The 12980-nt window shown below is 56.5% G+C and carries 13 protein-coding genes and 1 tRNA gene; 6 read left to right on the top strand and 8 right to left on the bottom strand.

Going from position 1 to position 12980, the window contains the following annotated elements; all coding sequences use genetic code 11:
* Positions 1-9: 9 nt before the first annotated feature.
* A complete protein-coding gene (locus tag HV782_RS16315; protein ID WP_123464371.1) occupies positions 10-627 on the bottom strand; it encodes a response regulator in 618 nt (205 codons plus the stop codon).
* A gap of 286 nt (positions 628-913) precedes the next feature.
* On the opposite strand from HV782_RS16315, the gene HV782_RS16310 reads away from it, so the two are divergent.
* The gene (locus HV782_RS16310; protein ID WP_186747966.1) at positions 914-1372 is read left to right on the top strand and encodes a hypothetical protein; all 459 of its coding nucleotides are present in this window, start codon (positions 914-916) and stop codon (positions 1370-1372) included.
* 647 nt (positions 1373-2019) lie between these two features.
* Here HV782_RS16310 and HV782_RS16305 read toward each other — a convergent pair.
* Together HV782_RS16305 and HV782_RS16300 are read right to left on the bottom strand one after the other, a co-directional pair.
* Positions 2020-2505, bottom strand: a complete 486-nt coding sequence (locus HV782_RS16305) for a hypothetical protein (RefSeq protein WP_186747967.1) — start codon at positions 2503-2505, stop codon at positions 2020-2022.
* 284 nt (positions 2506-2789) lie between these two features.
* On the bottom strand, positions 2790-3995 hold the full coding sequence (locus HV782_RS16300) for an MFS transporter (RefSeq protein ID WP_186747968.1): 1206 nt from the start codon (positions 3993-3995) through the stop codon (positions 2790-2792).
* A gap of 153 nt (positions 3996-4148) precedes the next feature.
* On the opposite strand from HV782_RS16300, the gene HV782_RS16295 reads away from it, so the two are divergent.
* Entirely contained in the window at positions 4149-5075 is a 927-nt protein-coding gene (locus HV782_RS16295) for a LysR family transcriptional regulator (protein ID WP_186747969.1), read from the top strand.
* 214 nt (positions 5076-5289) lie between these two features.
* On the opposite strand, the gene HV782_RS16290 is transcribed toward HV782_RS16295, so the two are convergent.
* Positions 5290-5377, bottom strand: a tRNA-Ser gene (locus HV782_RS16290).
* Between the two features lie 122 nt (positions 5378-5499).
* Between HV782_RS16290 and HV782_RS16285 the strand changes: the two genes are divergently transcribed.
* A complete protein-coding gene (locus tag HV782_RS16285; protein WP_123469141.1) occupies positions 5500-6171 on the top strand; it encodes a Bax inhibitor-1/YccA family protein in 672 nt (223 codons plus the stop codon).
* 65 nt (positions 6172-6236) lie between these two features.
* Here the strand turns inward: HV782_RS16285 and HV782_RS16280 are convergent, their stop codons facing one another.
* Positions 6237-6563 carry a YceK/YidQ family lipoprotein gene (locus tag HV782_RS16280; protein WP_123469139.1) on the bottom strand — a complete coding sequence of 109 codons (327 nt, stop codon included), beginning with the start codon at positions 6561-6563 and terminating at the stop codon, positions 6237-6239.
* 57 nt (positions 6564-6620) lie between these two features.
* Positions 6621-7058 (bottom strand): Lrp/AsnC family transcriptional regulator, encoded by a 438-nt coding sequence (locus tag HV782_RS16275; RefSeq protein WP_123469137.1) that lies wholly within the window; start codon positions 7056-7058, stop codon positions 6621-6623.
* A gap of 134 nt (positions 7059-7192) precedes the next feature.
* On the opposite strand from HV782_RS16275, the gene HV782_RS16270 reads away from it, so the two are divergent.
* A complete protein-coding gene (locus HV782_RS16270) occupies positions 7193-8086 on the top strand; it encodes a DMT family transporter (protein WP_123469135.1) in 894 nt (297 codons plus the stop codon).
* Between the two features lie 3 nt (positions 8087-8089).
* On the opposite strand, the gene HV782_RS16265 is transcribed toward HV782_RS16270, so the two are convergent.
* Together HV782_RS16265 and HV782_RS16260 are read right to left on the bottom strand one after the other, a co-directional pair.
* Positions 8090-9130 (bottom strand): FUSC family protein, encoded by a 1041-nt coding sequence (locus tag HV782_RS16265; RefSeq protein ID WP_186747987.1) that lies wholly within the window; start codon positions 9128-9130, stop codon positions 8090-8092.
* A gap of 46 nt (positions 9131-9176) precedes the next feature.
* Entirely contained in the window at positions 9177-10802 is a 1626-nt protein-coding gene (locus tag HV782_RS16260; RefSeq protein ID WP_186747970.1) for an NADP-dependent glyceraldehyde-3-phosphate dehydrogenase, read from the bottom strand.
* Positions 10803-11183: 381 nt separating this feature from the next.
* On the opposite strand from HV782_RS16260, the gene HV782_RS16255 reads away from it, so the two are divergent.
* The gene (locus HV782_RS16255; RefSeq protein WP_128616168.1) at positions 11184-11537 is read left to right on the top strand and encodes a c-type cytochrome; all 354 of its coding nucleotides are present in this window, start codon (positions 11184-11186) and stop codon (positions 11535-11537) included.
* 76 nt (positions 11538-11613) lie between these two features.
* A complete protein-coding gene (locus HV782_RS16250) occupies positions 11614-12942 on the top strand; it encodes a D-arabinono-1,4-lactone oxidase (RefSeq protein ID WP_186747988.1) in 1329 nt (442 codons plus the stop codon).
* Positions 12943-12980: the final 38 nt, after the last annotated feature.

The raw sequence follows: 12980 nt of genomic DNA, 5'->3' as shown, positions 1-12980 counted from the left end.
AGGCCAGCGTCAAATGAGGTTGTGCTGCTTGGCTATGCTGGCAAGTTCAATCACTGACGTGACATTGAGTTTCATCAGAATGTTAATTTTATGACCGCTTACCGTTTTGCTGCTCAGGTTGAGCCTTTCTGCTATTTCACGGTTGGGCAGCCCATCGGCTAGCAGTTTGAGAACCTGCATCTCACGATCCGTAAGGTTTCCAAGATCATCCGAGGCAACGGCTCCTGCGAACAGCGGTATGGCGTCTCTTGGAAAGTGCACATAGCCCTCGGAAATGATTCCAACCGCCTTGATCAATTGGGTGATTGGCTCGCTCTTGCTGACAAAACCACTGGCGCCGGCGTGCAGGCAGCGGGTGGCAAAGGTTTCTTTGATCTGAGACGTGAAAACGAGCACCCGGGTAGCGAGCTTCTCCCGAGTGATTCGCTTCAAGACTGCCAAACCGTCCATTCCTTCCAGGCCGATATCGAGAATGACCATGTCTGGCTTCAGCGACTCGATCATCTGGAGGGCATTAATGCCGTCGGACGCTTCACCGATTGTTTCGTAGCCAATCGACGCAAGCGCCAGGCTGATGGCGTGACAAACTACCGGATGATCATCGACGATCAATACTCGTTTACTCATAAATCTCAAATCCGCGTAGTGACGAGGGGGGACGATAATCTTCTGACATTCGATGCCACTCACAATCCGGCTTGCAAAAGAAGTGAACGATTACTTTTGAAGATCTCAGTCGTTTACAGCGCGATGCCTGCTATTTGCGATAGAAATTATCGCAGGTAAAAGCTTAGCTCGACACCGGCTTTTCGCTGACCTGGATCCCGATTTTTCTGTCTCGGGAGCAAGATTTTTCTTGGGTGAAACCAGTGCCTTTGATTCTGGTTAAGAATCAAGAAAATTCTGGAAACCCATGAGACCAATCTCGTGGAAAAGTAAGGGTGTGGAGTTAAGTTTCTTTGCCTTTGCATTGGGTCAAGCTATGCGCAAGGGGATGGGAAAGATCGTCGTGCTCAACAGAAACTTCAGTTCTCTCTACCGGTACGCCGAAGAGCTCAATAAGGTTGGTTACTACTCACTTAGTTCATACACAAACATCAACGAGGTAGTCGATCTGCTGGAGGCAGGAGAGCACTTCGAATACCTGGTCTACGATTCGTTTGACTTGGATATGGATGCAGGCTACCTAAAAATGTTGGCTAGGTTTTGCGTTATATTTTCGATTGTTGCGGTCTCGGACTTAAATTCTACCCAACGTCAAAACCTGATCCTATGGGCTAGAAGCTATGCAATTCCGCTCCGGGGCGTGTTGCAGTCACCTCTTCGCACAGCAGAGCTTTATGAGCTAGTAGAGGATTGTGGGCGATATTAGATGCCAAGCGCTATATGACAGGCAGGAGGCATGACTGCTCATGACCTGACTGGTACGTCCGCTTTTGGCCGGAGGCTACCTGTTGAAGGCTACCCCCATACCTCCGAGTGTCGAGGCCGAACCAGTTATGTCAGAAGGGTAGGGTTGCGGAAATGGCCGAAAAGATGCGGAAACGATCCATACTGAGAGGAGCAAAATTCCCGAATCCCAGAAACAGCAAAGCCCTGAATAATCAGGGCTTTGTCGGTACAAAATATGGCGGAGGCGATGGGATTCGAACTGATGGACCTATTACAGTCGACGGTTTTCAAGTCCATGACTAAAACGAGTAATTTCAATTGGTTATGATCAGAGTATTCCGCTTTGATTGTGCGCAAATGTCACTCGGTATGGCCGCTAACGGCCGAGGCTGTGTAAAAACGTTTTTCAGCGCGACAGGTACTCAAGTCCGGACTGAGAATCGCGCTTCTACGTAAAATCCGCACCTGCTGACGTGCCGATAAATTTCAGATTCGACGTAAACGCGCACACTCCAATTTTGACGAAGCGTTTTTACACACTCTGGACCAGAAGCGGACGCTCCCGAGTATTGACTTTATCAGCGGAGATTCAGAGCTGGGGTTGAGTTGAGTTGAGTTGAGGCCAAGCTAATCCCCAAGCTCGAATTGCTGAAACCCTACACGCCTGACGTAAACCCAAAAGTCATGTCTTGGCTCATACTGCTCCATGCAAACCCTGTGAACCTGGCCCAGCTCATCTTCGTCGATCAGGATACGATCCCAATCGAAGTCAGGGTTCGTGGAAATGGCGTAACTAGGGTAAGGTTTGTCGAGATCGAAGTGGATCGAGTAAACGAAAAACGGAGATTCCCCCGGCATGTAGGTTTCGTACAACCGCATCAGTTCGGGCATCTGTGCTTTACAGTGCTGTTCGGCGAACTTCAGTACTTGGGGTAAATCATCCCACGCGGCGTTGACCGCGCGTTGCGCGGCGGCGACCCTGGCGCGAGGTGGCTCGTCATTGCGATGTTGGACGTAAATCAATCGGCTGCCGAATTGGTATTCGCATTGCCAGACACCCGATGGAGCACGCCAGTGGCCAAGCATGGATTCGGTCAGTAAATTGATGCCCATATGGGTGCCACACATATTAAAAGGTGTTCAGGGTACCCTCTCAAATACCGACCTGGGAAGGCCGTAGGCATTTGGGCTATTTGCCCGAAACCCATGGGGATCCCACCGGCAGCAATGGGACGAAAGCAGCTTCTTGTAAAGGGCAGCTTTTGGCCGAAAGCAATCGATCGTGAGCGTCAGCTTTTGGCCGGTTTCAGCCTGTCGCGACAGATCAAAATCGAACCAAAAGCGGGCATTTTTAAGGTGATCTTTTGATTCCCCACTGTCTGTCTTATTGCTGCTGTTCAATCAGAATCCATATCCGTGATATCGCTCAAATTGGAAGCTCCCAGGAAGTAGAACAGTCCAGCTGCAACAATGAAGAGCGCAAGCATGTAGAAGATGTAGTGGGGAGGCTGAGTCGCCAATACGATTCCGCAAAGCACCGGCCCCAGCGCCGCGCCGAGGTTGGACAGGTTTTGTGCTCCGTAATACATGCCGCGCAGGTTGTCCGGAGCGATTTTGTCGATGAACATGTACTCGGCGGGGAATACGATGATCTCGCCGACCGTAAAAATGGCTATGGAAATGACCCAGAGCAGGATAGAGGTCGACAGGGCAAAACCCGCCAACCCCAGCATGAACATACTCAGTCCCGCGACCAGCCACAGATTCAGATGCCTGTGAGAGATCTTCCTGCCTATGGAGTATTGCAAACTGATCACCATCAGCGCATTGGTCGCCACAACGGTGCTGATGATCTGGTAGGTGGATTCTGGTGTAGTAGTGACCACCAGATACTGGGAGAGATAAGCGGTGAACTGGCCAAAAACCACCGCACTAAGCAGCCCACCAAGGGTGAAACACACCAACCGATAATCTTGGAGTAACAGTTTTCCCACGGCCAGAAACGGTACTGGTTTCTGAGCTGAATCGGTGGCGTTCAGGTCTCTATTGCCCCAAACGAAATAGATGAAAAAGAATCCTGCTCCAAGCCCGGCTGATAATAGGAATGGCAAGCTGAGATCCAGTTTGGCCATGCCAGCGCCAAGAAACGGGCCGACGGCATACCCGATGTTGGTCAGCGTATATTTGATCGAGAAAACTTCGCTGCGATCAGTGACGGGAAGCAGGCTGCCAAATCCTGATTTAATCGCGATATCAATGACCGCATAAGCCAGGTTTATCAGTACCAGGCAGCTGTAGAACAGCCAAAGTTCGCGAGCCAGAAACGTCCCTAGAAACCCCAGCGTGAACACGCCACTGAAGGCCAGGATCAGCCGGTAACTGGACATCTTGTCGACCAGAAAACCACCGTAAAGACTCAATAACGACCCAATGATCAGTGTGCTGCCTATAACCAGGCCGATATCGGCGACGCTTAAGCTGAAACTCCCGGAAAGGTAAATGACCAGATAGGGCAGGGTAATTGCTCGCGCCAAGGTCAATATCAGGGACGCCGACAGCAGCAAATTTATTGTTGTCGGATAGTTTTTTAGCGTGGTCAGCATCCTTGCCTCATCGTTCAGCAGGTTGTTTTGATAGTGTTTGTCAGTCGCAAAGTGTTGATTGATGCGCGAATCAAGCTTACTGGGGAATTATGTTCTGATTTATGATGTTTTTTATCATATCGACAGAATTCAATTCATGAATGCGGGGCATGCATGTTTTCCTCCGAACGTTTAAAGGGCATTGATGTATTTGTCTGCGTTGCCGACTCCGGCAGCTTTAAAGGCGCTGCCGAGCGGATGAGTCTGACGGCTTCGGCAATCAGTAAAGGGATAGCTCGATTGGAGAGCAGGCTTGGGACTCGGTTGTTCCACCGAACAACTCGAAGCTTGTCACTGACGGATGCGGGGATTGCGTTCTATCGCACATGTACAGGCGTGCTGGCTGAGCTCGAAGAGGCTGAGCTGTCCCTACTTGCCGAAAACACTGAACCTCGCGGCAGGATTCGCATTGACCTTCCAGGTGCATTCGGCCGCCTGCAGGCACTTCCGGTCATTCTGCGGTTTGCCCAGGAACATGCACTGCTGCTGCCGCACATTTCGTTTTCCGACCGTGTCATCGACCCTATCGAGGAAGATGTCGATATCGTCGTACGCATCGGTGGTTCGGACGTTTGGCCCGCCACATTGGGGCACCGCTATCTGGGCAGTGAGTGGCATATCTTCTGTGCGTCTCCCGCATATTTGAGTAAGCACGGCACGCCCTTGACTGATCGCGACTTGGAACATCATCAGTGCATCGCTTACGGCTGGGCGGATGGAACGGTTAGCCCTTGGAGTTTTTCAGGAAAGCATCCGGGCGAAATTGAACGCAGGGCTATAGGCGCAAAGTTCGTTGTGGGAGATGGCGAAGGTTTGGTAATCGCGGTATCGGCGGGATGCGGGATAGCACAGTTACCGTCATGGTTGATCAAACGTCAGCTTGAAGAGGGGATATTGGTTGAAGTGCTTCCCCAGTTGGCAACCGAAGGCCAGGCGATCAATCTGATTTGGCTAAAGAGCCGTCAGGCGCTTCCCAAGGTCAGTGCATTATTGGAGGCGCTTGCCGCTGGTTTGGTACCGTCTGCTAGCAAAATTCAATGACCGCTTAAGGCCGAAAGCGGTCTACTGAGCATTCAATGCTACCGACGCGCTGTGCTTAGTTTGATTTGTTTAGCACCAACTTAACGGTGTCAGAAGGGTAGGGTTGCGGAAATGCCCGAATAGATGCGGAAACGATCCATAGAGAGAGGAGCAAATTTCCTGAATGCCAGAAACGACAAAGCCCTGAATAATCAGGGCTTTGTCGTACATAAGATGGCGGAGGCGATGGGATTCGAACTCATGGACCTGTTACAGTCGACGGTTTTCAAGACCGTTGCCTTAAACCACTCGGCCACACCTCCGTTGCGTTGCGGGCGCCATAATACCTGAATGAAACACACTGTCAAACTCTCTGCATGGCTTGTTACAGAGCGTCTGTTATGATCTTTGCGACTGAACGTTTCAAACCAACAGGAGTGTCGCCATGCGCGAACAGGATTACGCAGTTAATAACAGCGTGCAGGCTGAGCAGCTAGAGGTTAGCCGCGTCCTGCGCAACACTTACGGTCTACTGGCCCTGACCCTGGCTTTCAGCGGTGTGATGGCGTTCGTGGCACAGCAGATGCGTGTGGGCTACCCGAACATCTTCGTGGTGCTGATCGGCTTCTACGGGCTGTTCTTCCTTACCAACAAACTCCGTGACTCCGCGTGGGGCCTGGTGTCCGCGTTTGCGTTGACCGGATTCATGGGTTTCCTGCTCGGCCCGATCCTCAACCGTTACCTGGGCATGCAGGGCGGCGCTGAAGTGGTCAGTTCGGCGTTCGCGATGACCGCGCTGGTGTTTGGCGGTCTGTCGGCCTACGTGCTGATCACCCGTAAGGACATGAGCTTCCTCGGTGGTTTCATCACCGCCGGTTTCTTCGTCCTGCTGGGGGCAACGCTGGCGAGCATGTTCTTCCAGATCAGCGGCCTGCAACTGGCGATCAGCGCCGGCTTCGTGCTGTTCTCGTCGGTGTGCATCCTGTTCCAGACCAGCGCCATCATCCACGGCGGTGAGCGCAACTACATCATGGCGACCATCAGCCTGTATGTATCTATCTACAACCTGTTCGTCAGCTTGTTGCAGATATTCGGCATCATGAGCCGCGACGACTGATCGCCAGACTGGCATCAACAAAAAACCCGCATTTGCGGGTTTTTTGTTGCCTGCTGAACGTGCACCTAGTTGATGACAATGCTGCCATCGGCGTGCTGTTTGTAGACGGTATAAGGCAGTAAGAACGTATCGAGCACCCCGGACGCCGCTGCATCGATGAGGATGCCGAAGTTCGCGTTGTTGTGCTGGAACGTGTCGACACCTTCGCGCACTTCGGCGTTCATCAGGCAGAAGTCGTAGGTCACACCGCTGTAGATCCGTGGCACGGCGCCGCAGTAGCTTTTCTCTCTCTTGAGGCTGTCGGCGGTGTGCTTGTCGCTGCTCACTACGGTTTGCACCGTACCGCAACCATTGAGCACCAACGCCATCAGCATCACTGCATAACATTTCATACCGCCAATCCTTAGCTGGAAAAACCTCAATCTACGCCGAACGTGAAGAAAAAGCACTCAAGCCATCGGCGGCAGCCGGCGCTTGACGGGGGTCTTTTTGACAATCGCGGTATTGGTTTCGGCCAAGGTATTGAGGCGGTCGAGCAGGGTGTCCAGTTGTTCCATCGAACGCACATGCAAGCGGGCAATGAAACAGTCCTCGCCGGTGACCTTGTCGCACTCGGTAAACTCTGGAATCGACAGAATCTGCCGCTCGACTTCCTGCAACTGTCCCGGCAGCGGGCGCACGCGGACGATCGCCTGCAACTGGTAGCCGAAGCATTTGGGGTCAATCTCCACGGTGTAGCCCTTGAGCACGCCGCGCTCTTCCAGGCGACGCAAGCGCTCGGCCACGCTCGGCGAAGACAGGCCGCTGAGTTGCGCGAGCGCCTTGAGTGAGCGCCGCGAATCTTCCATCAAGGCGCCGATCAGGATCTGGTCGATGTCGTCAGTCATAAAAACTCCTGAATTAGGCAACTGAAAGAAAATACCCACTATAAAAAAGGCAGATAGCGAGTTTAGCCTGCTTTTTGCGCTGGAGTGGCCCCGGCTCCACTTGGCATACTTTTGCCACACAAGAGGAGACTGAAATGGACAAGACAATCCGCCGCGGCTCATTTGAAATGACTGCAGCCATGCTGATATCCGGGACGATCGGCTGGTTTGTGCTGGTGTCCGGGCAACCGGTGCTGGATGTGGTGTTCTGGCGCTGCGTGTTCGGCGCTGGCACCTTGCTGCTGATTTGCGCGGCATTCGGTTTTCTGCGCCCGGGCATGCTGACCCGCACGACGTTCCTGCTGGCCGTGCTCAGCGGCGTAGCGATTGTCGGCAACTGGGTGCTGTTGTTTGCTTCGTACTCCCGGGCGTCGATTGCCATCGGCACCGCGGTGTACAACGTGCAGCCGTTCATGCTGGTCGGGTTGGCGGCGCTGTTTCTCGGCGAGAAAATCACCCTGCAGAAGCTGTTCTGGCTGGCGGTCTCGTTCATGGGAATGTTGGCCATCGTCAGTGCCCACGGCACCCAGGCCGAGAGTGGCGGCGACTATCTGACAGGCATTGCGCTGGCATTGGGCGCAGCGTTTCTCTACGCGATTGCCGCGCTGATCATCAAACGCCTGACCGGCACACCGCCGCACCTGATCGCGCTGATTCAGGTCTGCACCGGCGTGCTGTTGCTCGCACCGTTCGCGCATTTCAGCGCACTGCCGCAAGCAGCGACTGCGTGGGCGAGTCTGGTGACGCTGGGCATTGTGCATACCGGTTTGATGTATGTGCTGCTGTACGGCGCGATCCAGAAACTGCCGACGGCATTGACCGGTGCGCTGTCATTTATCTATCCGATTGCAGCGATTTTCGTCGACTGGTTCGCCTTCGGCCATCGCCTGGAGATCCTGCAATGGGTCGGCGTGGCGGCGATCCTGCTGGCGGCTGCCGGCATGCAGCAGGGCTGGGGGTTGAAAATTCGCCGGCTCGCCGCGCAGTAACGCTCAGATGTTCCAGCGCGGTGCGGTTTTCGCCAGGCGCTGGCGCATCTCGGTGATGTTCGCAGCCAGTTGCCGGGTCAACAGCCGATAGCCATCCAGCGCGCTGTAAACCGGCACATCCAGCTTCACCTCCGCCAGTTCCAGAGGTCGATCGAGGCGTTGTGCCGCGCCGGTTTTCAGGGCGCGAGCCATGCCGATCAACTGCACGCGAATCTGCCGGTGTTCAGCCTTTAGCGCCGATTGCAGATGAGCCATGGCTTGCGGATCGTTGGCGTCCGGACGGGTATTGCCGAGGATTTCCAGGGTGCTGATGCACATGCGCAGATTGCGCTGGATCGCATCGAGTTCGGTCATCGAGATCTTTACTTCCTTGGACACCGACGGCATCAGCGAGCGCAGTTGCACCATCACCGCGCCGAGGCGCGCCATCAGTCTCAGATGTTCATCGGCGCTGACCGGATGGCCGCTGATGATCCGTCCGTACACCGTGGCGCAATCGCGTAAGGCATCGGCCAGGTTGTAGCGCCACGAATACACAGCGTACAGCGGCAAGGCAAACGAGAACGCCAGTGCCAGCGCGATGCCGATCAGGATATCGACGCCGCGCCACAAACCGTCCGTGATCGGATTGTCGCCATGCCCGGCGACGATGAACACGGTGATCGCCGAGAGCAGGGCGGTGTAGCCGCCCTTGCCGATGGCGTGATAGGAAAAGAATCCGCAGACCACCGCCATGGCGAAATAGGTCAGCCACGGCATACCGAGCCACGCCTGCTGCGCGACCAGCAGCAAACCGACGCCGGCGCCGATCAAGGTGCCGGTGGCGCGTTCAGCGGCTTTTTTGCCAATGTTGCCGTGATGCTGCAAACCGCCAATCACCACCAGCATGGTCACCGACGCCCACTCGCCGTGGGGCAGGTTAATGCCGGTGGTCAGCAGGATGGTCGCCAGCAACCCCAACGCCACCCGCACCGCGTGGATCACTCGGGCGTGCCGATAGCGCCGGTACGGGTCCAGCAGCGGACGCAGGATTCGGCGCAACAGCGGAGGCAGTCGGTGGGTGCTGAATGTACTCAGTGCAAGGTCCTCGTCAGAAAATGTAATCGGTGGTCAGGAAGCTTGAATCGCGACCGCGAATGATCTCGCTGATCAGGTCCTTGTTGCTGTCCTGGAACTTGGTCGCCACCAGCGTGCGGATCGAAAACACCCGCAGCGCATCGTGTACCGACAGCGTACCTTCGGCGGAGTTCTTGCGGCCGTTGAACGGGTAGGTGTCCGGGCCGCGCTGGCACTGGGCGTTGAGGTTGATCCGCCCGACCTGGTTGGCGAAGGTGTCGACCAGTCGGCCGACGGCCACCGGGTTGGTGCCGAAGATACTCAACTGCTGGCCGAAATCCGACTCCAGCACGTAGTCGATCACGGTGTCTAGGTGACGGTACGGCACAATCGGCACCACCGGGCCGAACTGCTCCTCGTTGTACACGCGCATCTGCGGCGTCACCGGATACAGCACTGCCGGGTAGAAGAACGACTCGCGCGACTCGCCGCCATTCGGGTTGACCACCTCGGCACCCTTGCTGCGCGCATCCGCTACCAGGCCATGCAGGTAATCGACCTTGCCCGACTCCGGCAGCGGTGTCAGCGACACACCGCTGTCCCAGGGCATGCCCGGTTTCAGCGTGGCCAGTCTGGCGTTGAATTTCTCGATAAAGCTGTCGACCACATCTTCGTGAACGAAGAGGATTTTCAGCGCGGTGCAACGCTGGCCGTTGAACGACAGCGAGCCGGTGACCGCTTCGCTGACGGCGTTGTCCAGATCGACTTCCGGCAGCACGATGCCCGGGTTCTTCGCATCCAGCCCCAATGCCGCGCGCAAGCGGTGCGGTTTCGGGTGCAGTTTCTTCAGGTCACTGGCGGCCTTGTTGGTGCCGATGAAGGCGAAGATGTCGATCTTGCCGCTGGCCATCAGCGCGCTGACGGTTTCGCGGCCGCTGCCGTAGATCACATTGATCACGCCGGTGGGGAAGCTGTCTCGGAAGGCTTCGAGCAACGGACGGATCAGCAACACGCCGAGCTTGGCCGGCTTGAACACCACAGTGTTGCCCATGATCAGCGCCGGAATCAGCGTGGTGAAGGTTTCGTTCAGCGGGTAGTTGTAAGGGCCCATGCACAGCGCGACGCCGAGCGGCACGCGGCGGATCTGGCCGAGTGTGTCCTGTTCCAGCTCGAAACGGCTGGAGCGGCGGTCGAGTTCTTTAAGCGCATTGATGGTATCGACGATGTAGTCGCAGGTGCGGTCGAATTCCTTTTCCGAGTCCTTGAGGTTCTTGCCGATTTCCCACATCAGCAGTTTCACTACGGCATCGCGCTGTTGGCGCATGCGGCCGAGGAAGGCTTCGACATGCTGGATACGTTCGGCGACGCGCATGGTCGGCCACAGGCCCTGGCCACGGTCGTAGGCGCGGACAGCGGCATCGAGTGCGGTCAGCGCAGTGTCGGCGTCGAGCAACGGGGTGCTGCCGAGAATCACTTGTTCCTCGCCGTTCTCGCCGTGCAGATAGACCGGGCTGCGCACTTGGGCGAGCGGGCCGTCCCAGCGGCGCAACTGGCCATCGACGAGGTATTCGCGTTGCTCGACCTGACCGTCGAGGCGGTATTTTTCCGGGATGTCGCTGACAGAAGGGAACAGGTTGCCAAGGATGTTTGCTGTGGTCATGTCGCTACCCCGTGTTGATGTCCGTATGCAGATCAAAAAGTCTCTGTAGGTTATACGCCTGAATGCGCCGGGATTTAAACCCGCGAATGTCACTCGAATGTCACGCAAAGGCGCAGAACAGAGGGGGGCAGCGACACCGCTGAACTTGGGCGCGCTGGCTTTCCAGCGATGTGGCCGGTACTTTCACGGGCTTCATTGGCTGACAATTCGCTATCGCTGGCACGCCAGCTCCCACAGGGTTTTGTGTCTATCGCCGATTTCGACTTCATTCCGGACTGGCCCCGGATGCCCCCTCTCTGTCCCGCAATGCCCTCAACCTGCTGACCTGCCTGCCTTAAGGTGTGCTCACAACAATAAGCGCTGCCACCTTCGAGGAACGTTATGCGGGCAATCCGTCTCACTTTACTGCTGGCGTTAGCCATGACGCTGTTTGGCTGCGGCGAAGAGCCCAAACCCCCGGCCACCGCCCATGACGCGATACCCAAAGAGCCGACCCTTGCGCAGATCTACACCAACAGCTGCCAGCTCTGCCACGCCAATCCGGCCGCCAACGCACCGCTCACCGGCGATCGCAAAGCCTGGGAGCCGCGCATCCGGCAGGGCGCCGACACGCTGCTCGATCACGCTATCAATGGCTATAACGGCATGCCGCCGATGGGCCAGTGCGTCGAGTGCTCGGAAGAACAATTCCTGCAACTGATCGGCTTCATGGCCGATCAACCTCTCCCACAATAAGGGCGTGCTCATGACGATGGGTATGACACGGCGTCAGTTGTTGCAGCGGGCAAGTATCGTTGGCGCCTTCAGTGCGCTGGCGACGAACCCGGCCTTGGGCCAATTGATGCGCGCGCCACGACTGATTCCCTGGCGCAACTGGTCGGGCGGGCAGAGTTGCCTGCCGGCGGCACGGCTGGCGCCGAAGAACCTCGATGAGTTGACTCAAGTGATCCGTCAGGCGCAGGGCAAGATCCGCCCCGTAGGCTCGGCGCATTCGTTCAGCGCGCTGGTGCCCACCGACGGCACGCTGTTGTCGCTGAGTTACTTCAACGGTCTGCTCGATCACGACCCGAACACCCTGCAGGCCGAATTCGCCGCCGGCACGCCGATGTCACGCATGGGGCAACCGCTGAAAGACATCGGCCAGGCTCTGCAGAACATGGCCGATATTGATTACCAGACCCTCGCCGGCGCCATCGCCACTTCGACCCACGGCACCGGCAAAACTTTTCAGTCTTACTCGGCGCACGTCTGCGCGATGCAATTGGTCACCGCCAGCGGCGAAGTGCTGGACTGCGACAGCCAGCGCCACCGCGATGTGTTCAATGCGTCTCGCGTGTCTCTTGGCGCCCTCGGTGTGGCAACGAAAATCCGCCTGCAAAACCGCCCGGCCTATCGCCTGCGCGAGCACCAATGGATCGCCAGGACCGAAGAGCTGCTGGAGGACCTCGACAAGAACACCCGGGAAAACCAGCATTGGGAAATGCTCGTGGTCACCCATTCCGACTACGCCTTGTCCATCGCCCTCAACGAAACCAGCGATCCGGCCACGCCGCCGATTCCACCCGATGAGGAGGGCGGCAACGAGTTTGTCACCCTGATCGAGAAGATCGACAAATATGGCAGCGATTTCCCAGATCTGCGCCGCACGCTGCTCAACAGCCTGCGCCATCTGGCCAGTTTCGAAGATCGCGTGGGCGACTCGTTTGACATCTATGCCAACGTGCGCACGGTGCGCTTCAACGAAATGGAATATTCCGTACCGGCGGAGCAGGGCCCGGCGTGCCTGCGCGAAATCCTCAAGCTGATTCAGGACAAGGACCTGCGCACCTGGTTTCCCATCGAGTACCGCTACGTCAAGGCAGACGACATACCGCTGAGCATGTTCGAGGGGCGCGACAGTTGTTCGATCTCGGTGCACCAGCACTATCAGATGGATCACCACAACTTGTTCGCCGCCATCGAGCCGATCTTCTGGAAGTACAACGGCCGTCCGCACTGGGGCAAGTTGCACACGCTCAATGCGCGCACCTTGCAACCGCTGTACCCGCGCTGGCGCGAGTTTGTCGAGGTGCGCCAGGCACTGGACCCTAGCGGCAAGTTTCTCAATGCGCATCTTTCGTCGATTCTGGGGGTGAGCTGATGGCGGTCGATCGACGCAATTTCCTGCTCGGATCATTG

Source organism: Pseudomonas monsensis, from assembly GCF_014268495.2.
GTDB lineage: Bacteria > Pseudomonadota > Gammaproteobacteria > Pseudomonadales > Pseudomonadaceae > Aquipseudomonas > Aquipseudomonas monsensis.
This window is presented reverse-complemented; position numbering and strand designations above follow the sequence as displayed.

What these genes read in the sequence shown, in the direction of transcription:
- HV782_RS16315 (WP_123464371.1), bottom strand. Translation starts at nt 627, where the DNA reads ATGAGTAAACGAGTATTGATCGTCGATGATCATCCGGTAGTTTGTCAC.
- HV782_RS16310 (WP_186747966.1), top strand. Translation starts at nt 914, where the DNA reads ATGAGACCAATCTCGTGGAAAAGTAAGGGTGTGGAGTTAAGTTTCTTT.
- HV782_RS16305 (WP_186747967.1), bottom strand. Translation starts at nt 2,505, where the DNA reads ATGGGCATCAATTTACTGACCGAATCCATGCTTGGCCACTGGCGTGCT.
- HV782_RS16300 (WP_186747968.1), bottom strand. Translation starts at nt 3,995, where the DNA reads ATGCTGACCACGCTAAAAAACTATCCGACAACAATAAATTTGCTGCTG.
- HV782_RS16295 (WP_186747969.1), top strand. Translation starts at nt 4,149, where the DNA reads ATGTTTTCCTCCGAACGTTTAAAGGGCATTGATGTATTTGTCTGCGTT.
- HV782_RS16285 (WP_123469141.1), top strand. Translation starts at nt 5,500, where the DNA reads ATGCGCGAACAGGATTACGCAGTTAATAACAGCGTGCAGGCTGAGCAG.
- HV782_RS16280 (WP_123469139.1), bottom strand. Translation starts at nt 6,563, where the DNA reads ATGAAATGTTATGCAGTGATGCTGATGGCGTTGGTGCTCAATGGTTGC.
- HV782_RS16275 (WP_123469137.1), bottom strand. Translation starts at nt 7,058, where the DNA reads ATGACTGACGACATCGACCAGATCCTGATCGGCGCCTTGATGGAAGAT.
- HV782_RS16270 (WP_123469135.1), top strand. Translation starts at nt 7,193, where the DNA reads ATGGACAAGACAATCCGCCGCGGCTCATTTGAAATGACTGCAGCCATG.
- HV782_RS16260 (WP_186747970.1), bottom strand. Translation starts at nt 10,802, where the DNA reads ATGACCACAGCAAACATCCTTGGCAACCTGTTCCCTTCTGTCAGCGAC.
- HV782_RS16255 (WP_128616168.1), top strand. Translation starts at nt 11,184, where the DNA reads ATGCGGGCAATCCGTCTCACTTTACTGCTGGCGTTAGCCATGACGCTG.